Here is a 20,720-nt window from a genome sequence, read left to right as displayed (position 1 = left end):
GCCTTATCCTACGCCCAGGGCCTCCAGAAAGGCCAGGAGGACCTCCCGTCCCTCCCGGAGGCTTTGGGGGAGCACCCACTCCCCCTCGGTGTGGGCCCCGCCCCCCCGGTAGACCCCAAGGCCCAGGGCGGGGATCCCCCGCTCGACGGCGGCGCCCGCGTCGGTGGAGCCGGGGCCGAAAAGGGGCCTCTCCCCGATCCGGGCCAGGGCTCCTTCCGCCGCCCGCAGGAGCCCGGGGGTGGCGGTGCACCCCGCGGGCCTTTCCCCCACCACCTCTAAGGCGAGCTCCACCCCCTGGCGGCGGGCCGCCTCCGCCAGGACGGCCTGGACCGCCTGGCGAAGGGCTGCCAGGCGGTCCGGGTCGGGGGCGCGGACCTCCAGGAGGGCGGCGGCTTCCTGGGGGATGGCGTTCACCGCCTCCCCCGCCCGCAGGCCGCTGGCGTTGAGGCTGGCCTCCTCCCCCCCGTCCAGGAGGGCCCTCAGGCCCAGGAGGCCCTCGGCCAGGGCGAAGACGGGATTGGGGTGGCCCCGGTCCCCCCAAGCGTGCCCCCCCGGGCCCAGGAAGCGGGCCCGGAAGCGCACCGCCCCCAGGGCCCGGTCCACCACCCCGGGGAGGTAGCCGTCCACCGCCACCACCACCTCGGGCCTCAGGGCTTCCACCAGGGCCCTCGCCCCCTTGAGGTTCCCCAGGCCCTCCTCCCCCACGGTGAAGCCCCGCACCACCCCCGGCATCTCCGGCAGGGAGAGGAGGACGGCCACCCCCGCGGAGTTGTCCCCCACCCCGGGGGCGTACAGCCGCTCCCCCGCCCGCCTGGGGGGCCTGGGGGGCAGGACGGTGTCCAGGTGGGCCAGGAGGAGCACCCGGCCCTCCCCGGCCCAGACGTTCCCCAGCCCGTCCCGCCTCGCCCCTGGCAGCCGGGCGGCCACGTAGGCCCCCCGGGCCTCCTCCCCCGCCAGGGGAGCGAGTTCCAGGAGGAAGCGCACCGGGTCCACTACTCTTCCGGCTCGGGCTGGGCCAGCCCCTCGCGGATGGCGTAGAGGGCGGCCTGGGTGCGGTTGTTGAGGTGAAGCTTCTGGAAGATCTCGGAAAGGCGGTTGCGCACCGTCTTTTCGGAAAGCTGCAGCTCGGCGGCGATCTCCAGGTTGGTGTAGCCCTGGGCCACCAGCTTGAGGATCTGGATCTCCCGCTCGGAAAGCTCCGCGTGCAGGGGGGTGCTGGCCTCCTTCTTGGCGCGGAAGTCCTGGATGATCCGCCCGGCGAGCTCCGCGTCCAGGAGGACCTCCCCCGCGTGCACCCGGCGGATGGCCCCGATGAGCTCGCTGGCGTCGGTGTCCTTGAGGAGGTAGCCCCGGGCCCCCGCCTTCACCGCCTCGAAGACGTAGGCGTCCTGGCGGTACATGGTGAGGATGATGACCTTGGCCCCGGGCCACTCCTTGAGGATGGCCTGGGTGGCCTGCACCCCGTCCAGGCCCGGCATCTGGATGTCCATGAGGATCACGTCCGGCTTGGCCTCGAGGGCGTGCCGCATGGCCTCCCAGCCGTCCTTGGCCTCCCCCACCACCCGGAAGTCCCCCTCCGCCTCCAGAAGGCTCTTCAGGCCCTGGCGGAAGAGGGCGTGGTCGTCCGCTAAGAGTACCCGGATCACCCCCTCATCTTAGCGCCAAGGGGCCCGGGGTATGGTAAGGCCCGTGAGGGTGTTGCGGGTGGAGAAGCTGGTGCCGGGGGGCTACGGCCTGGCCCGCACGGAGGAGGGGACGGTCCTGGTCCGGGGGGCCCTCCCGGGGGAGGTGGTGCGGGGCAGGCCCACGCGCCGCAAGGGGGCCCTTTTCCTGGAGGAGGCGGAGGTGCTCACCCCCCGCCCCGACCGTTACCCGCATCCCCTCCCCCCCACCGCCGACCTGCCCCTCCTCTACGAGAGCCAGCTTCCCCTGAAGGCGGGCCTGGTGCAAGACGCCCTGGAGCGCATCGCCAAGCTCCCCTTTCCCCTAAGCCCCATCCGCCCTTCCCCCCGGGCCCTCGCCTACCGCACCGCCGCCCAGTACGCCCGCCACCCCCTGGGGGGGCTGGCCTACCGCCTGCCGAATAGCCACGGCCTGGTGCGGGTGGAGGAGGACCCCCTGGTGGCCGAGCCCTTAGCCCAGGCCTTGCGGGTGCTTTCCCTCTGGCCCCTCCCCGTGGAGGAGGTGGCCCTGAGGGGAAGCCTCCTGGAAGGAAAGGTCCTCCTCGGGCTCATCGGGGGAAGCCCCGAGGCCTTAAAGCGCCCCGCCAGGGCCCTGGTGCGGGAGGGGTTCGCCGGGGTGGTCTGGGCCGAGCCCTCGGAGAGGGGCCGTTTCCGGGGGCGCGTCCAGCTCCTTCAGGGAGAGGGAACCCTCCGGGAGCGCTTCGGCCCCCTCACCGCCAGCGTGAGCGTGGAGGGCTTCAGCCAGGCGAACCCCCTGGCGGCGGGAGAGCTTCTGGAGGAGGCCCAAGGTCTGGTGGCGGGGGGCGGACGGGCCCTGGAGCTCTACGCGGGCAGCGGCCTCCTCTCCCTTCTCCTCGCCCCCCGCTTCCGGGAGGTGGTGGCGGTGGAGATCGGCAAGGAGGCGGTGCGCCGGGGGGAGGCGGACCGGAGGCGGCTGGGGGTGGAAAACGTGCGCTTCCACCGGGGGGATGCCAGGGAGGCGGCCCGCCTGGGGGCCTTTGACCTGGTGGTCCTGGACCCGCCCCGGGCGGGGCTCTCCCCGGGGGTGCGCCGCTACCTCCTGGAAACCCGGCCCAGGGAGGTTCTCTACATCGCCTGCAACCCCGCCACCTGGGCCCGGGACGTGGGGGAGCTGGTGCGGGGAGGCTACGCCTTGGCCTTCGCCCGCCCCTACGACTTCTTCCCCTTCACCCACCACGTGGAGGTCCTCTCCCTCCTGCGCCTGGGGTAGGGGGAAGCCGCGCAAGAAGGGGGCGGGATCCCCGGGCACCTCCTAGAGGGGGGCCCGGCGGCAAGCCCGGTTATCCTAAGGGGAAAGGAGCCCCCATGGTGCTGATCCTGAACGGTCCCAACCTGAACCTGCTGGGCCAGCGGGAGCCGGAGGTGTACGGCCGGACGACCCTGGAGGAGCTGGAGGCCCTCTGCGAGGCCTGGGGGGCGGAGCTGGGCCTGGGGGTGGCCTTCCGCCAGAGCAACTACGAGGGCCAGCTCATCGAGTGGGTGCAGGGGGCCCACCGGGAGGGCTTCCTGGCCATCGTCCTGAACCCCGGGGCCCTCACCCACTACTCCTACGCCCTCCTGGACGCCCTGAGGGCCCAGCCCCTGCCCGCGGTGGAGGTGCACCTCACCAACCTCCACGCCCGGGAGCCCTTCCGCCAGCACTCGGTGACGGCAGGGGCCTGCCGGGGTATCGTCTCCGGCTTCGGTCCCCTCTCCTACAAGCTGGCCCTGGTCTACCTCGCCGAGGTCCTGGAAGTGGGGGGATGATATGGAACTGCTTCGGCAAAGGCGTACGGAACGGGGTTCGGCGGACTGGTTCACAGGGGAGGTCTTCCTGGAGGTCCTCCTCCCGGCAAGGCCTGGGGAGGTGGGCCTTCTCCTGGTGCGCTTCGCCCCCGGGGGGCGCACCCACTGGCACGCCCACCCCCAGGGGCAGGTCCTCCACGTGGTGGAGGGGGTGGGCCTGGCGCAAAGCCGCGGCCAGGAGGCCAGGCTCCTCCTCCCGGGGGACGTGGTCCTCTTCGCCCCGGGGGAGGAGCACTGGCACGGGGCGGCTCCCGGCCGCTTCATGGCCCACCTGGCCCTCCAGGGGGCGGACCCCCAGGGCCGAACGGCCTACTGGGGGGACCCGGTGGCGGAAGAGGACTACCTGAGGGCGGCGGAGGAGGCGGGGGCCTGACACCGCCCCGCGCGGGAACCCCGGGAAAGGGCCCAAGGGAAAGGGGCGCGGGAAGGGGACGGCATAGAAGGGCGCAAAGTTTTTGCTCTGGGTGCAGAAAGATTGGGTTAGGCCGCGGAAAGGTGCTATAATGAAAAGCGGCGTCTAGACGCCCTTTAGGAGCGCTATGTCCCAGGTTCTGCCCGTGGAGATCACCGAGGAGCTCAAGCAGAGCTTCATCAACTACGCCATGTCCGTCATCGTGGACCGGGCCCTTCCGGACGTGCGGGACGGGCTGAAGCCGGTCCAAAGGCGCATCCTCTACGGCGCCCACCAGGAGGGGGTGCTCCCAGGCCGCAAGCACGTGAAGAGCGCCAAGATCGTGGGCGAGGTCATGGGCAAGTACCACCCCCACGGGGACGCGGCCATCTACGAGGCCCTGGTGCGCTTGAGCCAGCCCTGGAACCTGCGCTACCCCCTGGTGGACGGCCAGGGGAACTTTGGCTCCATCGACGGGGACCCCCCCGCCGCCCAGCGCTACACCGAGGCCCGCCTCTCCCCCCTGGGGGCGGAGATGCTCCTGGACATCGACAAGGAGACGGTGGGCTTCCGCCCCAACTACGATGGCTCCCTCAAGGAACCCGAGGTCCTCCCCGCCGCCCTCCCCAACCTCCTGGTGAACGGCTCAAGCGGCATCGCCGTGGGCATGGCCACGAGCCTCCCGCCCCACAACCTAAAGGAGGTGGTGGACGCCCTGGCGGCCATGATCGACAACCCGGAAATCACCCTGGAAGAGGTCATGCGCCACCTCCCGGGCCCCGACTTCCCCACCGGGGGGAAGCTCTCCAAAAAGGGGATCCGGGAAGCCTACGCCACGGGCCGGGGCAGCCTCAAGGTGCGGGCCAAGGTGCGCATTGAGGAAAAGGGCCAGAGGCCCCTGCTGGTGATCACGGAAATCCCCTACCAGGTGAACAAGGCCGGCCTCATCGCCCAGATCGCCGCCCTGGTCAAGGCCAAAAAGATCGAGGACATCGTGGCCCTCAGGGACGAGTCCGACCGCCAGGGCCTTAGGATCGCCATCGAACTCAAGCGGGGGGCCAACCCCCAGGTGGTCCTGAACCAGCTCTACAAGCACACCGCCCTGCAGACCTCCTTTACGGTGAACCTCCTGGCCATCGTGGGGGGGGAGCCCAAGGTCCTCTCCCTCCTCGAGCTCATGCGCCACTACCTGGACCACCGCAAGGAGGTGGTGCGGCGCCGAAGCCTCTTCGACCTCAAGAAGGCCCAGGAGCGGGCCCACGTCCTGGAGGGGCTCCTCATCGCCCTGGACCACATCGACGAGGTCATCGCCCTGATCCGCGGCTCCCAGGACGCCCAGGAGGCCCGCCAGGGCCTCATGGCCCGCTTCGGCCTCTCCGAGGTCCAGGCCCAGGCCATCCTGGACATGCGCCTCCAGCGCCTGGTGGCCCTGGAGCGGGAAAAGCTCTTGGAGGAGTACCGCGGGCTCATGGAGGAGATCGCCCGGCTCAAGGCCATCCTCGAGGAGGAAGCCCGCCTCTGGGCCGAGGTGAAGGCGGACCTCCTCCGGGTGAAGGAAAAGTACGGGGACGAGCGGCGTACCCTCATCGCCGAGTTTGAGGAGAGCTTCCACCCGGAGGACCTCATCGAGGACGAGCCCATGGTCATCACCCTCACCGCCCAGGGCTTCCTAAAGCGCCTCCCCCTGGAGAGCTACCGGGCCCAAGGTAGGGGCGGAAAGGGCCTGGTGGCGGGGAAGACCAAGGAGGAGGACCAAGCCACGGAGGTCTTCGTGGCCGACGCCCACGACGACCTCCTCCTCTTCACGGGCCGGGGCCGGGTCTACCGCCTCAAGGTCTACGACCTCCCGGAGATGGGCCGCCAGGCGCGGGGGGTGCACGTGCGGACCCTCCTGCCCCTCACCGAGGAGGAGGAGGTGGCCGCCCTCCTCGCCGTGCGGGGCCTGGAGGGGGAGGGGTACCTGGTCTTCGCCACCGAGCGGGGCCTCATCAAGCGCACCGCCCTTCGGGAGTACGGCAACCTGGGCGCGGCGGGCCTCATCGCCCTCCGGCTCCAGGAGGGGGACCGCCTCATCGGGGTGGCCCTCTCCGACCCCGAGGACGAGGCCCTCCTGGCCACCCGCGAGGGCCAGGCCATCCGCTTCCCCTTAGAGGAGGTGCGGGCCACGGGCCGGGACAGCCAGGGGGTTACCGGCATTCGCTTCAAGAAACCCGGGGACCGGGTGGTCTCCTTGGTGACGGTGAAGCCGGGGGAGATGGTGGACCTCCTCGCGGTGAGCACCCGGGGCTACGGGAAGCGCACCCCCCTCGCCGAGTACCCCCTGCAGGGCCGGGGCGGGGTGGGGGTGATCACCTACGCCGTTTCCCTGAAGGTGGGCCGCCTGGCCGCCCTCCTCAAGGTGCGGGGCACGGAGGACCTCCTGGTCCTCTCCAAGAAGGGCCTCGCCATCCGCACCCCCGTGGCGGAGATCCGCCAGGCCTCCCGCCCCACCGCCGGGGTCAGGGTGATGAGCCTCCCCGAGGAGGACGAGGTGGTAAGCGCCTTCGCCGTGGAGGAGGAGAAGTGATGGAGGAGGTGGTCCTCATCACCGCACCCAACGAGGAGGTGGCGCGCACCCTGGCCCGGGCCCTGGTGGAGGAGCGCCTGGCCGCCTGCGTGAACCTGGTGCCCGGCCTCACCTCCATTTACCGCTGGCAGGGGGAGGTGGTGGAGGACCAGGAGGTCCTCCTCATCGTCAAGACCACCACCTTCGCCTTCCCCAGGCTGAGGGAGCGGGTGCTCGCCCTCCACCCCTATGGGGTGCCCGAGATCCTGGCCCTGCCCGTGGCCGAAGGGCACCAGGCTTACCTGGACTGGCTCCGGGAGAACGTGGGATGACCGAGGACATGCTGGACTTCCTCCGGGCCCTGCACCGGGCAGGGGCCCGCTTCCTGGTCATCGGGGGGTATGCCCTGGCCTTCCTGGGCCGCCCCCGGTTCACCAAGGACCTGGACCTCTGGGTGGACGCCCAGGAGGCGGCCAAGGTCCTCGCCGCCATCCGGGATTTTTTCGGCGGCGACGATCTGGGGCTAAAGGAAGAGGACCTCGCCACCCCGGGGGTGGTCCAGCTGGGCTACGCCCCCAACCGCATCGACCTGGTCATCCTGGAAACCCCACCCTTTGGAGAGGCTTTCGCCCGGGCCCTGGAACGGGAAGTGCGGGGGGTTAAGGTGTACGTGGCCCATCCCGAGGACTTCAAAGCGCTGAAGCGGGCCTTCGGCCGGCCCGTGGACCTGAGGGACCTCGAGGAGCTATGAGAAGAATACGGCCTGTGGCCCGCAGGTTCCCCTTGGACCACCCTCCGGACGACCGAAGGGAGTGGGAGGGGGTACCCCTGGAGGAACGCCTGCGGGCGGTCTGGGAGATGGCCCTCTTCTGGGCAGAGGTGGAGCGGGAAGAGGCGAGGCGGCGGGGGGAGGAGGTGGCGCTTTCCACCGACCGCCTCCTCCCCGTGGCCCGGAAGCGGGCCCTAGGCCCGGGGAGGCCTCGGGAGGAGCCCTAAAGGGCCCGGCACGTGACCAGCAGGGTGCTCTGGGCGGGATTTTTGCAACCTAAAGGTTTACAAAATCTTCCGGGCGTGCTAGCCTGGGGGCAAGGAGGCACGCCATGATCCAGGCCCGCGAGACGGTGAGCTTCAAGCCCGGCGAGGTCATCCTCTACCCCGGGGTGCCGGGGCCCAGGGACCGGGTCTACCGGGTCCTCCAGGGCCTGGTGCGCCTCGAGGCGGTGGACGGTGAGGGCAATGCCCTCACCCTGCGCCTGGTGCGCCCCGGGGGATACTTCGGGGAGGAAGCCCTCTTCGGTCTAGAGCGAGGCTACTTCGCCGAGGCGGTGACGGAAGTGGTGGCGGAAACCCTGCCCAAGGAGGCTCCGCCCGAAGAGGTCAAGGACCTGCTCTGCCACCTCTCTCAGGCCCTCTCCAACGCCTACCGCCGCATCGAGCGCCTGGCCACCCAGCGCCTCAAGAACCGCATGGCCGCAGCCCTCTTGGAGCTTTCGGAAACCCCCTTGGCCAAGGAGGAGGAGGAGGGTCTGGTGCTACGGGCCACCCACGACGAGCTGGCCGCCGCGGTGGGCAGCGTCCGGGAGACGGTGACCAAGGTCATCGGGGAGCTGGCCCGGGAGGGTTACATCCGCTCGGGCTACGGCAAGATCCTCCTCAAGGACATCCGGGGCCTGGAGGAGCTGGCCCGCAGCCGCGGGGACGGGCGGTAGCCCCCAGGGGCGGGGTGGGGGGCCTATACCCCCAGGGCCCCCCTTTGCGTAAACTTAGAGGCATGCGCCTCCGCCAGCGCTTCCTCACCGGGCTCATCACCCTGCTGCCCCTCCTGGTCACCCTCTACTTCCTCGGCTGGGTCTACACCTACTCCGGAGGGTACATCCAGGGCTTCCTCCGCTTCCTGGACCTCGAGGTGCCCCGGTCCTACCTGCCCCTCCTCCCCTTCGTGGGCCTCTTCCTGGCGGTGGTCCTCATCTATCTGGTGGGCACCCTGGCGGAGAACTACCTGGGCAGGAGGCTGATCCTCTCCCTGGAGCGCTCCCTCCTCCTCTTCCCCATCGTGCGGGACATCTACAAGGCGGTGCAGCAGATCGCCCACACCCTCTTCGGCCAGAAGGAGGTGAAGTTCAGCCGGGCCGCGGTGATCGAGTACCCCAGGCGGGGGCTATACGTGCTCTGCTTCGTGGTCCAGCCCGTGGGAAGCCGGCTCCCGCCCCTCCCCGAGGGCTACACCGCCGTCCTCGTGCCCACGAGCCCCGTGCCCGCCAGCGGGGTGGTCATCCTGGTGCCCTCCGAGGAGGTGATTCCCTTGGACATCAGCGTGGAGGAGGCCCTGAAGTACGTGGTTTCCGCCGGGTTCCTGTTGCCGGAAAAACCTTCAGGCCCCTTAACCTCCCTCCCACAAAGGGTAGAGGGCTCCCCCTAGAATAGGGCATGATGCGCCGCCTCCTCCTGGCCCTTCCCCTACTGGGCCTGGCCCTGGGTGCCCTGCCCCCCCTTCTGGGCCCGAGCCTCCCCCCGGGCACGGAGCTGAGGCTCCTCTCCCCCGACCTGCGCACCCTCCACGGGGCCTGGCGGGTGGAGGGGAAAAGGCTCCTTCCCCTCTCCCAGCCCCTCGCCCCCAGGGCGGGGCAGGAGGTGCAGCTCCTCCTGGCCCTCCCCGGGGAAAGGCCCAGGCCCCTGCCTGCCGTAGCCGACCGGGGGGACGTGCTCCTCCTCCACCAAGGGGAGCGGATCAGCCTTCTCAGGCTCCTCCGGGAGGTCTACGGCCTCACCCCTCCGGAAAGGCTTTGGCCATGAAACGGATCCTGCTCATCGAGGACGACCCCGAGGTGGCCCGGCTGGTGGAGCTGGAGCTCAAGGAGGCGGGCTTCGCCGTGGACTGGGCCAAGGGCGGGATGGAGGGCCTGGTACGGCACCGGGAAAGGCGGCCCGACCTGGTGGTCCTGGACCTAGGCCTGCCCGACCTGGACGGGGCCGAGGTGGCCCGGCGCATCCGGGCCACCGACGACACCCCCATCCTGGTCCTCACCGCCCAAGACGCCATCGAGCGCAAGGTGGGCCTCCTGGCCGACGGGGCCGACGACTACCTGGTGAAGCCCTTCCACCCGGCGGAGCTCCTGGCCCGCATCCAGGTGCAGCTCCGCCACCGGGAGGGAAGCGAGATCCTCAGCGTGGGCAAGCTGGAGCTCTACCCCAAGAGGCGGCAGGTCTTCTTCGGAGAGGTGGAGGTGCGGCTCTCCCCCAAGGAGTTTGAGCTCCTCCAGCTCCTCATGGGCCGTCCCGGGAGGGTCTTCCCCCGGCAGGAGATCGAGGAGCGGGTCTGGGGCAGGCCCCTGGGGCGGGAGTCCAACGTCCTGGACGTGCACGTGGCCAACCTCCGGGCCAAGCTGCGGGAGGCGGGAGCCTACGGCTACCTGCGCACGGTGCGGGGCCTGGGCTACGCGGTGCGCCCGGGCAAGGGGGAGGAGGGATGAGCCCCCTGGGCGGCCCACCCCTGCCCAAGCCCCGGGTCTGACCTCGAGCCGATGCTCCCCCTTTCTTTTCGGCTCAGGCTCTTCCTCTCCTTCAGTCTGCTCTGGCTCCTCTTCCTGGCCAGCGCCCTCTACCTAGCGGGGCGGGCGGTGGAGGGCGCCCTCCGGGGGCATCTGGAGGCCACCCTTCTCCAGGACGCCCGGCGGGCGGCGGAGGCCTACCGCCTCGGTCAGGCGGGGGTCCTGCTCACCACCGGAGGGGTCTACCTCCACCTCTACGCGGCGGACGGGGAGCCCCTGGTCCTCACCCAGCCGGAGCACCGCCTGCCCCAAGGGGCCCTCCAGGGGGTGGGGGAAACCCCCAAGGCGGTCTGGGAACGGGGCTTTGCCGCGGCCCTTGTCCGCACCCCCCTAGGCCTCCTGGCCCTCACCCAGGACACCGCCCCCATCGAGCTGGCCCTTGCCGCCCTGCGCCGGGCCCTGCTGGAAGCCTTCTTCTTCCTCTTCCCCCTAGGCGTCCTCCTGGTCTACCTCACCGCCCGCCTGGCGGCCCTGCCCCTGGAGCATGCCGCCCGGGAGATCGCGGGGCGGAGCCCCGAGCGCCTGGACCCCGTGGCCCTCTCCCTGCCCAAGGACGAGTTCGGGGGCATGGTGCAGGCGGTGAACGGCCTCCTGCGGGCCTTGCGGGAGGCTAAGGAGAAGGAGCGGGCCTTCCTGGCGGAGGTGAGCCACGAGCTCAGGACCCCCCTCACCGTCCTCCTGGGCCACCTGGACCGCCTGGGGCGGAACCCTTTGGACGGGGAGGCCCTCACCAGCGCCCGCGCCACCGCCGAGAGGATGCGCCGCCTGGTGGAGGACCTCCTGGCCCTGGCCCGGGGGGAGGCGGAGCGGGCCCTCAACCCCCACATCGTGGACCTGAAGGCCCTGGCCGGGGAGGCGGCCCGGGAGCAGGGGGTGGCCTTCCGGGGGGAGGCCCTGGAGGTCCTGGGGGATCCCGACCGCCTCCTGCAGATGCTCCGCAACCTCATCGCCAACGGGGTGCGGGCCGCAGGGCAGGAGGGGGTGGAGGTGCGCCTCCTGCGGCAGGGGGACTGGGCCCTCCTGGAGGTGGAGGACCGGGGGCCGGGGATCCCCGAGGACCTCCTCCCCCGCCTCTTCCAGCGCTTCGCCCGGGGGCCCGGGGGGGGCACGGGGCTCGGCCTGGCCATCGCCCGGGCCATCGCCCAGGCCCACGGGGGGGAGATCGCCGTGGAAAGCCGGCCCGGGTGCACGGTCTTCCGGGTCCGCCTGCCCCTTTTGCGGGAGGAAGAGGAGGCCTAAGCCCCCTCCCCTTCAGGCCTTCGGGGTATGCTGGGGCGCAGATGCGGGTAGCCCTTTTCATCACCTGCCTGGCCGACCAGTTCTACGCGGAGGCCGGGGTGGCGGCGGTCCGGCTCCTGCGCGCCCTCGGGGTGGAGGTGGACTTCCCCGAGGACCAGACCTGCTGCGGCCAGCCCGCCTTCAACGCCGGGCACTGGGGGGAGGCTAGGGCCCTGGCCAAGAGGAGCCTCGAGGTCTTCCGGGAAGCGGAGTACGTGGTCCTGCCCTCGGGAAGCTGCGCCAGCATGGTGCGAAACCACTACCCCGAGCTCCTCCCCGGGGACCAGGGGGCCCTGGCCCTCTCGGAGAAGACCTACGAGCTCTCCCAGTTCCTGGTGCGGGTCCTGGGGGTGGAGAAGCTGGGGGAAGGGCTTAGGGGCAGGCGGGTGGCCTACCACCACGGCTGCCACGCCCTGAGGGAGCTGGGGGTGAAGGCGGAGCCCCTCCTCCTCCTCCAAAACGCCGGGGCCGAGCTCCTCCCCTGGGAAGCGGCGGAGGAGTGCTGCGGCTTTGGGGGGCTTTTCTCCGTGAAGCTCCCCGAGGTGTCCTTGAGCATGGCCGACCGCAAGCTGGCCACCCTGCCAAAGGCGGAGGTCCTCACCTCCACGGACGCGGGCTGCCTCCTCCACCTCGCGGGCCGGATGGCCAAGCTGGGCCAAGGCGTGCGGGTGGCCCCCCTGGCCACCCTGCTCTGGGAGGCGTATGCGGGCCAAGGCTAAGCGCTACCCCAAGGAGGCGGCGAGGCTTCTCCGGGAAAGGCCCTCGGTGCGGGAGGCGGTCACCGGGGCCACCTTGCACTTCGAGCGGAACCGCCTCCGGGCCTACGGCGAGATCGACACCGAGGCCTGGCGGGAGCGGGCCAGGCGGGTCAAGGACCACGTGCTCACGCACCTGGACCACTACCTGGAGCTGGCGGAAGGGCGGCTTCGGGAAAACGGGGTGCAGGTCCACTGGGCCGAGGGGCCGGAGGAGGCCCACCGGCTTCTGCGGGAGGTGGTGGCCCGGCACGGGGTAAGGCGGGCGGTGAAGGCCAAGAGCATGCTCACCGAGGAGCTGGGGGTGAACCCCCTCCTGGAGTCCCTGGGGGTGGAGGTCTACGAGACCGACCTCGGGGAATACCTCATCCAGCTCCTGGGGGAGCCCCCGAGCCACATCGTGGGCCCGGCCATCCACCTCACCCTGAAGGAGATCCAGGAGCTTTTCCACGGGCGCTTCGGCACCCCCCCCGACGCCCCCCCCGAGGCCCTGGCCCAGGTGGCCAGGAGGGTCTTGCGGGAAGCCTTCCTCACCGCGGAGCTCGGCATCAGCGGGGCCAACTTCCTGGTGGCGGAGACGGGCACCCTGGCCCTGATGGAAAACGAGGGGAACATAAGGCTTTCCACGAGCCTCCCCAAGGTGCACGTGGCCTTCGTGGGCATCGAAAAGCTCCTCCCCCGCCTCCAAGACCTCGCCCTCTTCCTGCCCCTCACCGCCCGGGCGGCCACGGGGCAGCGGCTTTCCACCTTCGTCTCCCTCCTCCAGGGCCCGGCCAGGGAAGGGGAGGAGGGCCCCGAGGAGGTGCACGTGGTCCTGGTGGACCACGGGCGCACCGCCCTCCTCGCCGACCCTGAGGCCTGGGAGGTCCTAAGGTGCCTGCGCTGCGGGGCCTGCCTCAACGCCTGCCCCGTCTACCGCCAGACGGGGGGCCACCCCTACGGCTACGTCTACTCCGGGCCCATCGGGGCGGTGCTGGACCCGGGGCTTTTGGGCCTGGAGGAGGCCTACCCCCTTCCCTACGCCTCCACCCTCTGCGGGGCCTGCCAGGAGGCCTGTCCGGTGAAGATCCCCATCCCCAGGCTCCTCCTCACCTGGCGGCACCGGGCGGTGGAGGAGGGCCTGGCCCCCGCCTGGGAGCGGGGGGCCATAGGGGCCTTCGCCCGGGTGATGGGAAGCCCCGCCCTCTACCGCCTCCTCTCCAAGGCCCTAAGGGGCCTCCCCCTGCCCCAGGAGCTCCAGGTTTACCTCCCCGTCCTCAAGGCCTGGGCCGAGGGCCGGGGACCCCTCAGGCCCAGCCCCAGGCCCTTCCACGAGCTTTGGAAGGAGATCAAGGAGGAGGCCCGTGGAGGCTAGAGCCCGCATCCTGGCCCGCATCCGCAAGGCCCTGAAGGAGCGCCCCAAAGCCCTTCTCCCAGAGCTTCCCCACCACGCCCTCCCGGCAGACCCCCTGGACCTCTTCCTGAGGCGCCTCGCCGAAAACGGGGCCGAAGGGCGCCTCCTGGACCAGGAGGGGGCGTTAGCCCTCCTGAGGGAGCTGGCCCAGGGCCTCCCCGGGGCGGCCTACGGCAGGGGGGTGCCCGAGGGCTTCCGCCCCCTCCCCGAGCTCCCCCCGGAGGAGGCCCCCTTGGGGGTTTCCTGGGCGCTTTTCGCCGTGGCCGAGACGGGAAGCGTGGCCCTCTCCTCGGAAGACGGCCGGAAGGCCCAGCTCCTCCCCCCCACCCACCTGGTCCTGGTGGAAAGGGAGCGGGTCTACCCCACCCTGCTGGAAGCTTTCCAGGACCATAAGGCCCTGCCCAGCGCCCTGGGGCTCCACTCCGGCCCCTCCAAGAGCGCGGACATCGGCCAGGTAATGGTGAAGGGGGTCCACGGGCCCGGGCGGCTTTGGGTGGTGGTCCTCACCTGACCTCGTAGGCCTCGGGGGGAGGGAGGCGCCTCAGGTTCCAGCGCCACCCCCCCTCTTCCCGCACCAAGGGCGGCCACCAGACGGAGCTGGCCCGCCCGGCGATGGCCTCTACGGGCACGGGGCCGAAGGTGCGGGAGTCCTCCGAACCCCCCAGGGTGCGGTTATCCCCCATGACGAAGTAGTACCCCTCCTTGAGCCGGATGCGCCCCACCTCGCAAGCCTCCCCCAGGCGGCTACGGGCCAGGACCTCTTCCGAAGGGGGCTGGAGCATCTCCACCAGGGGCCCCAGGTACCCGGGGAGGAGGTTCACGGGGAAATCCCCCTGCTGGGTGAGGATCCGGGTCATCCGCCCGTCCCGGTAGCAGACGCCGGGGAAGGAGTCGGGCCAGGGGGAGAGGCGGTCGGTGATGTGCCGCTCGTTGAGGGGCACCCCGTTCACGTAGACCACCCCCCGGTCCACGTAGACCTCGTCCCCGGGCACGGCCACGATGCGCTTGATGAAGAAGGCGCGGAAGGTGAAGCCCAGGACGGGGAAGCGGGCGGTGGCGTGGGGGGTGCCCTCCGGGGGTTTGAGGATGGCGATATCCCCCCGGCGCCACTCCGCGAGGCCGAAGCGCACCAGCCACATCTCCCACTTGGGCACCAGGACCCGCTCCCCGTTGGCCAGGGCGGGGAACATGCTCTGCCCCACCACCCCCACGGTGGTGAAGAGGAAGGTGGTGACCAAAAAGGCCAGAAGGAGGGCCTCCCCCACCTGGCGGAACCACTCCTTGAAGAGATACTCCCAGAAGGCCTTCATACCCCTCCCACTCTACCCGCAAGGACCCGCCGGGCGGCCTCCCGCCCCGCCTCTACTGCCTCTTCCAGGCGCAGGAAGTCCTCCACGCCGAGGCCCGTGAGCTCCGGGCGCAGGTAGACCTCCGGGGGGTAGAGGGCCAGCCGCAACCGGTTGAGGTGGGCCTGCATGATGTCCACCGCGTGGCGGGCTAGGGCCAGGGGCCCTTCCGGGGGAGGATGGTGCACCCCGTCCGGGGTCACGTCCACCGCGTATACCTCCTTGGCCCCCAGGAAGCGGGCCGCGTCCACGGGCAGGTTGTCCAGGATGCCGCCGTCGAAAAGCCAGCTACCCTCCCGCTCCACCGGGGCCAGGAGCCCGGGCAGGGCGGCGGAGGCCAGGACCGCGCTCAGGAGGTCCCCCTGGCTCAGGTAGTGGAGGCGCCCCGTGCCCACCTCCACCGCCGGGACCACCAGGGGGCGCCGGAGGTCCTCGAAGCGGGGGGGGAGATGGTGGGCCAGGTAGTCCCTTAAGGCGCGGCGGGAAAAGAGCCCCCGCCGCAAGGAGGGGCTGATGAGGCGCAGCCAGGGGGTGCTGCGGGCGATGGCAAGCATCTCCGCCGGGGTCTTCCCCGCGGCGAAGAGGGCCCCCACGATGGCCCCCATGCTGGTGCCCGCCACCACCTGGAAGTCCAAACCGGCCTCCAAGAAGACCTCCAGGGCCCCGATATGGGCGAGCCCCCTGGCCCCTCCGCCGGAAAGCGCCAGCCCGCGCACGCCCAAATCCTAACGGGTTGCAGGTGAAAGAGGTGAGGGACGGGTATAGTAGAGGCGGTGAGCCTGGCCGGGAAAACCCTCCTCCGGAGGTACCGGGTGGTGCGCCCCCTGGGCCGGGGCGCCCTGGCCACCGTCTACCTGGCCTTCGACCCTTTCGGCGCCCCCTACGCCCTCAAGGTCTTCCCCCGGGGGGCCGGGGGGAGGCGGGACCGGGAGCTTTGGGTGGGGAGGCGCCTCGCCCACCCCAACCTCAACCCGGTGCTGGCGCCTTTGGACCTGGAGGAGGGCCCGGCCCTCCTCCTGGCCTACGCTCCCGGGGAGGAGCTCGGCCGCTGGACCCTGCGCCGCCCGGGGCGCGGGCGGGCCCTCAGGGTCTTCCACCAGCTCCTCGCCGCCCTGGCCCACATGCACGGCCGGGGCCTGGTGCACCGGGACGTGAAGCCGGAGAACGTCATCGTGGCCGGCACCGACGAGGCCCGGCTGGTGGACTTCGACCTCTCGGGGCCGGCCCTCGAGGCCTTCAAGAGGCCCCTCAGGGTGGGCACCCTCCCCTACCTGGCCCCGGAGCAGGTCCTGGGGCGAAGCCCGGGCCCCGAGGCCGACCTCTACGCCGCGGGAGTGGTGCTCTACTGGCTCCTCTCCGGGGAACACCCCTTCGTGGGGGAGCCGGAGGAGGTCCTCCTGGGGCACCTGCGGCAGCCCGCCCCCCCCATTCCCGGACTCGCCCCAAGGGAGCAGGCCTACCTGGAGCGCCTCCTGGCCAAATCCCCCAAGGAGCGCTTTCCCTCGGCAAAGGAGGCCCTGGAGGCCTTTCCCTTCTAGGAGGACGGCGCGGTGGGCTGCCTCCTCCTCGCCACCCTCCTGGGCTCCGCCCTCTTCGCGGGCCTGGGAGAGGTGGCTGTGGGGCGGCTTCTGGTGGAGGGGGGGCACCGGGCCCTGGTCCTGGGGCCTGGGGGCGCTTACGCTTTGGGGGAAGGGGAAAACTCCGCCCTCTACGGCCTGGCACCGAGGGCCGGGGGGTACCTGGCCGTGGGCCACCTGGGGGAGGGCCTCCTATGGGCGGAGCTGGACGGGAGGGGAAAGCCCCTGGCCGCCTTCGCGGGAGGGCAGGGGATCCTCTGGGGCACGGACGGCCGCTTCGCCTGGGGGGGGCACCGGGGCCCGGGGGGCTGGGAAGCCCTGGCCCTGGCGGGGAGGGAACGGGCCCTGCGCCTCCCCTTACCGGGGGAGGGGTACGCCTACGGGGGGTTTTACCGCCACGGGACCCTCTTCCTGGTGGGCCGCGTGGCGGGGCCCGGGGGCTTCGACGCCTTCTTCCTGGGCCTGAGGGGGGGGCGGGCCTGGGGCTACCGAAGCGGCTTCCCCGGGAACGACTACCTGCGCTTTCTGGGGGAGCGGGGGGCGGTGGGGCGCCTGGAGGTGGAGGGGGACTCGGAGGGCCTCCTCCTGGACTGGAGGGGCCTGCAGACGGGAGAAGCCCTCCTGGTGCGGCGCCCCGGGTTCGTCTACCTGCGGGCCTGGCAGGGCCCCTTCCTGGCAGGGGAGGTGGAGGTAGAGGGCGTCTTGCAGGGCCTCTGGATCGGCCCCCTGGGGGCCCGCTACGGGGGCGGCCCCATGGCCTCCCTGCGGGCCCTGGACCCCCCCTGGGCCTACGGGTACTCCTACCGGCCCCTCTTCCAGGGGGAGGGGCTTTTCCTCAACCTGGAGCGCTTCCCAGGCCGACCCCTGGGCCACCGCCTCGAGGCCCTGAGGCTCCCCTGGCGGCCCTTCCGGCTCCGGGGGGAGCCCCTGAACCCCTCCTGGCGGCCCGTGGCCTTCCAGGCCCTGGGGCCCTTGCCCCTCGCCCCCTGTCCCGATCCCGGGGAATAGGTCTACCGGCCGAAGGCCCCGTTGGCCAGGAAGGCCAGGATGCCGTTCGCCAGGCCCTGGGCCACCCGCTCCCGGTAGGCGGGGTCCGCCAGCTGGCGGCCCTCCACCGGGTGGTCCCCGAAGCCCACCTCCACCAAGACCGCGGGCACCCGGGCGTAGCGCAGGACGAAAAAGTCGCCGGGAAAGCTCCCGCGGTAGGGGCTCCCCGTGGCCTGGGAGAGGTGGCGGCCCAGGGTTTCCGCCAGGCGCTGGCTGTAGCGCTGGTTGGCCTGGGCCACGATGTCGTGGAGGATGCGCTCCGCCGCGGTGCGGGCCTCCTGGGTGAGGCGCTGGCCGATCTCCCCCCCGCCGTTTTCCCGGATCACCTGGGCGAGGACCCTCGGGTCCTGGGCCCGACCGAAGTAGAAGACCTCCACCCCCCGGGCGGTGCGGGTGGGGCTGGCGTTCACGTGGACGGAGACAAAGAGGTGCACCTGGGAACTGTCGGCCATGGCCGCCCGCCGGGAGAGGTCTTCCCGCTTGTCGGGGGAGAGGTGCATGTCCCGGTCCCGGGTGAGGCGGACCTCGAGGCCCTGCTGCTCCAAAAGGCGCCGGAGGCGTAGGCTCACATCCAGGGCTACCTCCTTCTCCACCACATACCCCACCATCCCCGGGTCGACCCCCCCGTGGCCGGGGTCCAAGAGGATCACGGGCCGGGGACGGCTGGGGGCGCGGTTCTGGGGGGCGGGAACCGCCGGAGCCTGGGGGAGGGTCTGCCTCAGGGCCAGGTCCACCACCAGGCGCTCGGGGTCGGGGAGACGGCGCACCGTGGCCTCCACAGGGCCCCTGAGGCGGACCAGGACCCGCACCCCTCCCTCCACGGGCACGGTCTGGACCGAGACCACCTCCCGGGAGTTCACCACCTGGTCCCGAGCCTCGGCCCGGAGGCCCGGGAGAAGGATCACCAGCACCTCCCCTTCCTGGGAAAGGGTGTGGTCCACGGGAGCGGGGAGGTCAAAGACCAGGCGGGTGAAGCCCTCGTGCACCCCCACCCGGGGAAGGGCGTAGGCCAGGCTCCATAGCCAGGCGAAAAGGAGGAGCCATACCCGCATCTATCGCCATTCTAGCGGGTTGGATGAAGGCTTGGTAAAATCCGGCTCATGACGAAGAGGGTCGTAGTCTACCAGCTGGTGGGGCACCGCTTCCTAGGGGTGAACGAGAGCGGGGACAAGGCGATGATCGACGGGGACCAGCCCGCCACCGGGCCCCGCCCCATGGAACTCCTCCTCATGGCCCTGGGGGCCTGCACCGCCTACGATGTGGTGGACATCATGCGCAAGAAGAAGCAGCCCCTGGCCCGCTACCGGGTGGAGGTGGAGGGGGTGCGGGCGGAGGCCCACCCCAAGCGCTACACCCGCATCACCGTGACCCACATCGCCTCGGGGCCGGGGGTGACCCTGGAGGCCCTGGAGCGGGCCGTCCACCTCTCCCACACCAAGTACTGCTCGGTTTCCGCCAGCCTGAACGCGGAGATCGCCACCAAGGTGGTGCTGGAACCCTGGGAAGGGGAAGCGGAAGGAGCCTGAACCGTGCTCCTGGCCGTGGATATCGGCAACACCTCCACCGCCCTGGGGCTCTTCCTGGGGGAGGAGCTGGTGGCCCACTTCCGCATCCACACCGACCGGATGCGCATGGAAAGCGAGTACCGCGTCCTCCTCAAAAACCTCTTCGCCCTGGAGGGCCTCCCCCCTCCGGAGGCCGCCCTCCTCGCCAGCGTGGTGCCCCCGGTGGAGCGGGAGATGGGGGAGGCCATCGCCAAGCTCTTCGGCATCCGGGCCCGGGTGGTGGACGCGGCGGCCACGGGGCTGGAGGTCCTCATCGAAAACCCCAAGGAGGCCGGGGCCGACCGCCTGGTGAACGCCGTGGGGGCCCTGGCCTACGGGAGCCCCACGGGCCGCTACATCGTGGTGGACTTCGGCACCGCCACCACCTTCGACCTGGTGGAGGCCCCGGGCCGCTACCTGGGCGGGGCCATCACCATCGGCCCCCAGACCGCTGCCGACGCCCTGGCCGCCCGCACCGCCAAGCTCCCCCGCATCGACCTGGTGCCCCCCAAGGGGGTGGTGGGCAAGAACACCCTGGAGGCCCTCCGCTCCGGCCTGGTCCTGGGCTACGCCGCCCTGGTGGAGGGGATGGTGCGGCGCATGGAGGAGGAAGCGGGGGAGGCGCTGGTCATCGCCACCGGAGGCTTCGCCACCACCCTCAAGGACCTCTGCCCCTCCTTCGACGTGGTGGACGAAGACCTCACCCTGAAGGGGCTTCTGCGCATCCACCTGGCGCAAGGGTAAACCAGTACACGTACCGCCCCTCCTCGGACCAGAGCTCGTAGCGGAAGGCCTCCACCCGGTAGAGCCCCAGATCCCGCCAAAGCCCAGGCCGCTCCCGCAGGAAAACCCGGAGGGGCTTTCCTTCCCGGTAGGCCAGGAGGAGGCGCAGGTTGCCCCCTAGGGGCTCCTGGTGGCCCCGCCGGCCCTCCCCCATGTAGAGGATGCGTCCGTCCGCCAGGAAGAGGTTCCGGTACCCCGACTCCCCCCGGTCCACCAGGAGGCTTTGCTCCCCGATGCCCCTCCGGCTGCGGTGAACGGCGAAGACCTCGCTCCAGCTCAAGCTTGACACTTCCCCTTCCCCCGGCTATCATCCTAAGTGCCCGGTCGGACGCCCCCGACCCGGCAAAACCCTTGGCCCCGTGGTGTAGTTGGTTAACACACCCGCCTGTCACGTGGGAGATCGCGGGTTCGAGTCCCGTCGGGGCCGCCAGGCCGAGGTAGCTCAGTCGGTAGAGCACGCGACTGAAAATCGCGGTGTCGGCGGTTCGATTCCGCCCCTCGGCACCAGCTCCAGAAGGCCAAGCTCCCGCCCTTGGAAGCGAGGGCGGGAGTTCCCTATGGCGGACCGAGGCCGCGGCTTCGGGAACCCCTATGCCCTTTCCCGGGGGTCATAGTCTTAGGATAAGCCCATCCGAGCAGAACGGACGGCGGACTGCGGGCCCAAACTTCGCCGCCCACCGCCGCGGACCCGGAGGAACCGCTAAGGGCTCCCGCCCCGTGGCCCCAGGCTCGGGGCCAACCGCCGAAAAAAGGGCTCCCCGCCTGACTCCCAAGGCGGGGAGCGGGGGCATCCCCCTACCTCCGGCCCCAATGGCTCCCCAAATGGCCCTCCGAAGCGTTTCCCCCCTCGCTACCGAGGGGGGAGGTTTTGTGTCCTGGTACTGGTGGGCGGCGTAGGACTTGAACCTACGACCTCTCGCGTGTGAGGCGAGCGCTCTTCCGCTGAGCTAGCCGCCCCTGGGCCCCTCGCAGGGTAGCACGCCCCGAGGAGGCCTGTCAAGCAAGTGTAATTGGCCACCACATTT

General features: G+C 71.2%; 25 protein-coding genes and 3 tRNA genes. 21 read left to right on the top strand and 7 right to left on the bottom strand.

All coding sequences use genetic code 11. The features are described 5' to 3' along the window. Window positions 1-3: 3 nt before the first annotated feature. Both ETP66_RS05900 and ETP66_RS05895 read right to left on the bottom strand, forming a co-directional pair. On the bottom strand, window positions 4-993 hold the full coding sequence (locus ETP66_RS05900; protein ID WP_130841516.1) for a M20/M25/M40 family metallo-hydrolase: 990 nt from the start codon (window positions 991-993) through the stop codon (window positions 4-6). Continuing rightward, window positions 993-1,646 (bottom strand): response regulator transcription factor, encoded by a 654-nt coding sequence (locus tag ETP66_RS05895; protein ID WP_130841514.1) that lies wholly within the window; start codon window positions 1,644-1,646, stop codon window positions 993-995. The genes ETP66_RS05900 and ETP66_RS05895 overlap by 1 nt, the downstream gene beginning before the upstream one ends. A 43-nt stretch (window positions 1,647-1,689) precedes the next feature. Between ETP66_RS05895 and ETP66_RS05890 the strand changes: the two genes are divergently transcribed. The 15 genes from ETP66_RS05890 to ETP66_RS05820 all read left to right on the top strand — a co-directional run bounded on the left by ETP66_RS05890 (window position 1,690) and on the right by ETP66_RS05820 (window position 13,909). Continuing rightward, a complete protein-coding gene (locus ETP66_RS05890; RefSeq protein ID WP_130841721.1) occupies window positions 1,690-2,913 on the top strand; it encodes a class I SAM-dependent RNA methyltransferase in 1,224 nt (407 codons plus the stop codon). Window positions 2,914-3,008: 95 nt separating this feature from the next. Continuing rightward, on the top strand, window positions 3,009-3,449 hold the full coding sequence (gene aroQ, locus ETP66_RS05885) for a type II 3-dehydroquinate dehydratase (RefSeq protein ID WP_130841512.1): 441 nt from the start codon (window positions 3,009-3,011) through the stop codon (window positions 3,447-3,449). 1 nt (window position 3,450) lies between these two features. Next, window positions 3,451-3,861, top strand: coding sequence for a (R)-mandelonitrile lyase (locus tag ETP66_RS12385; protein ID WP_130841510.1), 411 nt, complete (start codon window positions 3,451-3,453; stop codon window positions 3,859-3,861). A 166-nt stretch (window positions 3,862-4,027) separates the two neighbouring features. Further along, entirely contained in the window at window positions 4,028-6,445 is a 2,418-nt protein-coding gene (gyrA, locus tag ETP66_RS05875; protein ID WP_130841508.1) for a DNA gyrase subunit A, read from the top strand. Next, the gene (cutA, locus tag ETP66_RS05870) at window positions 6,445-6,756 is read left to right on the top strand and encodes a divalent-cation tolerance protein CutA (protein WP_130841506.1); all 312 of its coding nucleotides are present in this window, start codon (window positions 6,445-6,447) and stop codon (window positions 6,754-6,756) included. Before gyrA ends, cutA begins: the two co-directional genes overlap by 1 nt. Next, on the top strand, window positions 6,753-7,175 hold the full coding sequence (locus tag ETP66_RS05865; RefSeq protein ID WP_130841504.1) for a nucleotidyltransferase: 423 nt from the start codon (window positions 6,753-6,755) through the stop codon (window positions 7,173-7,175). Before cutA ends, ETP66_RS05865 begins: the two co-directional genes overlap by 4 nt. Beyond that, the gene (locus ETP66_RS05860) at window positions 7,172-7,420 is read left to right on the top strand and encodes a hypothetical protein (protein ID WP_130841502.1); all 249 of its coding nucleotides are present in this window, start codon (window positions 7,172-7,174) and stop codon (window positions 7,418-7,420) included. Before ETP66_RS05865 ends, ETP66_RS05860 begins: the two co-directional genes overlap by 4 nt. Before the next feature lie 104 nt (window positions 7,421-7,524). Then, a complete protein-coding gene (locus tag ETP66_RS05855) occupies window positions 7,525-8,133 on the top strand; it encodes a helix-turn-helix domain-containing protein (protein WP_130841501.1) in 609 nt (202 codons plus the stop codon). A gap of 62 nt (window positions 8,134-8,195) precedes the next feature. Next, the gene (locus tag ETP66_RS05850) at window positions 8,196-8,843 is read left to right on the top strand and encodes a DUF502 domain-containing protein (RefSeq protein ID WP_130841499.1); all 648 of its coding nucleotides are present in this window, start codon (window positions 8,196-8,198) and stop codon (window positions 8,841-8,843) included. 11 nt (window positions 8,844-8,854) lie between these two features. Beyond that, window positions 8,855-9,217: a hypothetical protein gene (locus ETP66_RS05845; RefSeq protein WP_130841497.1), complete on the top strand. Its 363-nt coding sequence runs from the start codon at window positions 8,855-8,857 to the stop codon at window positions 9,215-9,217. Continuing rightward, entirely contained in the window at window positions 9,214-9,894 is a 681-nt protein-coding gene (locus ETP66_RS05840) for a response regulator transcription factor (protein ID WP_130841495.1), read from the top strand. The genes ETP66_RS05845 and ETP66_RS05840 overlap by 4 nt, the downstream gene beginning before the upstream one ends. A gap of 51 nt (window positions 9,895-9,945) precedes the next feature. After that, complete coding sequence (locus ETP66_RS05835; RefSeq protein WP_130841493.1) at window positions 9,946-11,211, top strand: sensor histidine kinase; 1,266 nt, start codon at window positions 9,946-9,948, stop codon at window positions 11,209-11,211. A gap of 41 nt (window positions 11,212-11,252) precedes the next feature. Next, window positions 11,253-11,969 carry a (Fe-S)-binding protein gene (locus tag ETP66_RS05830; protein ID WP_130841491.1) on the top strand — a complete coding sequence of 239 codons (717 nt, stop codon included), beginning with the start codon at window positions 11,253-11,255 and terminating at the stop codon, window positions 11,967-11,969. Then, window positions 11,953-13,359 (top strand): LutB/LldF family L-lactate oxidation iron-sulfur protein, encoded by a 1,407-nt coding sequence (locus ETP66_RS05825; RefSeq protein WP_130841489.1) that lies wholly within the window; start codon window positions 11,953-11,955, stop codon window positions 13,357-13,359. Before ETP66_RS05830 ends, ETP66_RS05825 begins: the two co-directional genes overlap by 17 nt. Further along, window positions 13,349-13,909, top strand: coding sequence for a LutC/YkgG family protein (locus tag ETP66_RS05820; protein ID WP_130841487.1), 561 nt, complete (start codon window positions 13,349-13,351; stop codon window positions 13,907-13,909). Before ETP66_RS05825 ends, ETP66_RS05820 begins: the two co-directional genes overlap by 11 nt. Here ETP66_RS05820 and lepB read toward each other — a convergent pair. Together lepB and ETP66_RS05810 are read right to left on the bottom strand one after the other, a co-directional pair. Next, the gene (gene lepB, locus ETP66_RS05815; RefSeq protein ID WP_130841485.1) at window positions 13,902-14,708 is read right to left on the bottom strand and encodes a signal peptidase I; all 807 of its coding nucleotides are present in this window, start codon (window positions 14,706-14,708) and stop codon (window positions 13,902-13,904) included. The two genes, ETP66_RS05820 and lepB, sit on opposite strands and share 8 nt — an antisense overlap. After that, window positions 14,705-15,460 carry a patatin-like phospholipase family protein gene (locus ETP66_RS05810; protein ID WP_130841483.1) on the bottom strand — a complete coding sequence of 252 codons (756 nt, stop codon included), beginning with the start codon at window positions 15,458-15,460 and terminating at the stop codon, window positions 14,705-14,707. Before ETP66_RS05810 ends, lepB begins: the two co-directional genes overlap by 4 nt. A gap of 57 nt (window positions 15,461-15,517) precedes the next feature. On the opposite strand from ETP66_RS05810, the gene ETP66_RS05805 reads away from it, so the two are divergent. Next, a complete protein-coding gene (locus ETP66_RS05805) occupies window positions 15,518-16,282 on the top strand; it encodes a serine/threonine-protein kinase (protein WP_201738477.1) in 765 nt (254 codons plus the stop codon). A gap of 12 nt (window positions 16,283-16,294) precedes the next feature. Continuing rightward, entirely contained in the window at window positions 16,295-17,329 is a 1,035-nt protein-coding gene (locus ETP66_RS05800; protein WP_130841481.1) for a hypothetical protein, read from the top strand. Between the two features lie 2 nt (window positions 17,330-17,331). On the opposite strand, the gene ETP66_RS05795 is transcribed toward ETP66_RS05800, so the two are convergent. Then, window positions 17,332-18,420, bottom strand: coding sequence for an N-acetylmuramoyl-L-alanine amidase (locus ETP66_RS05795; RefSeq protein ID WP_130841480.1), 1,089 nt, complete (start codon window positions 18,418-18,420; stop codon window positions 17,332-17,334). 48 nt (window positions 18,421-18,468) lie between these two features. On the opposite strand from ETP66_RS05795, the gene ETP66_RS05790 reads away from it, so the two are divergent. Then, the gene (locus ETP66_RS05790) at window positions 18,469-18,894 is read left to right on the top strand and encodes an OsmC family protein (RefSeq protein ID WP_130841479.1); all 426 of its coding nucleotides are present in this window, start codon (window positions 18,469-18,471) and stop codon (window positions 18,892-18,894) included. 3 nt (window positions 18,895-18,897) lie between these two features. After that, window positions 18,898-19,656 carry a type III pantothenate kinase gene (locus ETP66_RS05785; protein ID WP_130841478.1) on the top strand — a complete coding sequence of 253 codons (759 nt, stop codon included), beginning with the start codon at window positions 18,898-18,900 and terminating at the stop codon, window positions 19,654-19,656. Here the strand turns inward: ETP66_RS05785 and ETP66_RS05780 are convergent. Beyond that, the gene (locus ETP66_RS05780) at window positions 19,613-19,984 is read right to left on the bottom strand and encodes an SRA domain-containing endonuclease (protein WP_130841477.1); all 372 of its coding nucleotides are present in this window, start codon (window positions 19,982-19,984) and stop codon (window positions 19,613-19,615) included. The genes ETP66_RS05785 and ETP66_RS05780 overlap by 44 nt on opposite strands. Before the next feature lie 64 nt (window positions 19,985-20,048). Here ETP66_RS05780 and ETP66_RS05775 point away from each other — a divergent pair. Next, window positions 20,049-20,125, top strand: a tRNA-Asp gene (locus tag ETP66_RS05775). 1 nt (window position 20,126) lies between these two features. Beyond that, window positions 20,127-20,202 (top strand) — tRNA-Phe (locus tag ETP66_RS05770). 375 nt (window positions 20,203-20,577) lie between these two features. Here the strand turns inward: ETP66_RS05770 and ETP66_RS05765 are convergent. Continuing rightward, a tRNA-Val gene (locus ETP66_RS05765) sits at window positions 20,578-20,652 on the bottom strand. Window positions 20,653-20,720: the final 68 nt, after the last annotated feature.

The sequence above is a fragment of the Thermus thermamylovorans genome (assembly GCF_004307015.1).
Classification (GTDB): Bacteria; Deinococcota; Deinococci; order Deinococcales; family Thermaceae; genus Thermus; species Thermus thermamylovorans.
The sequence above is the reverse complement of the archived record's forward strand: the minus strand, read 5'-3'. Positions and strand labels throughout refer to the sequence as shown.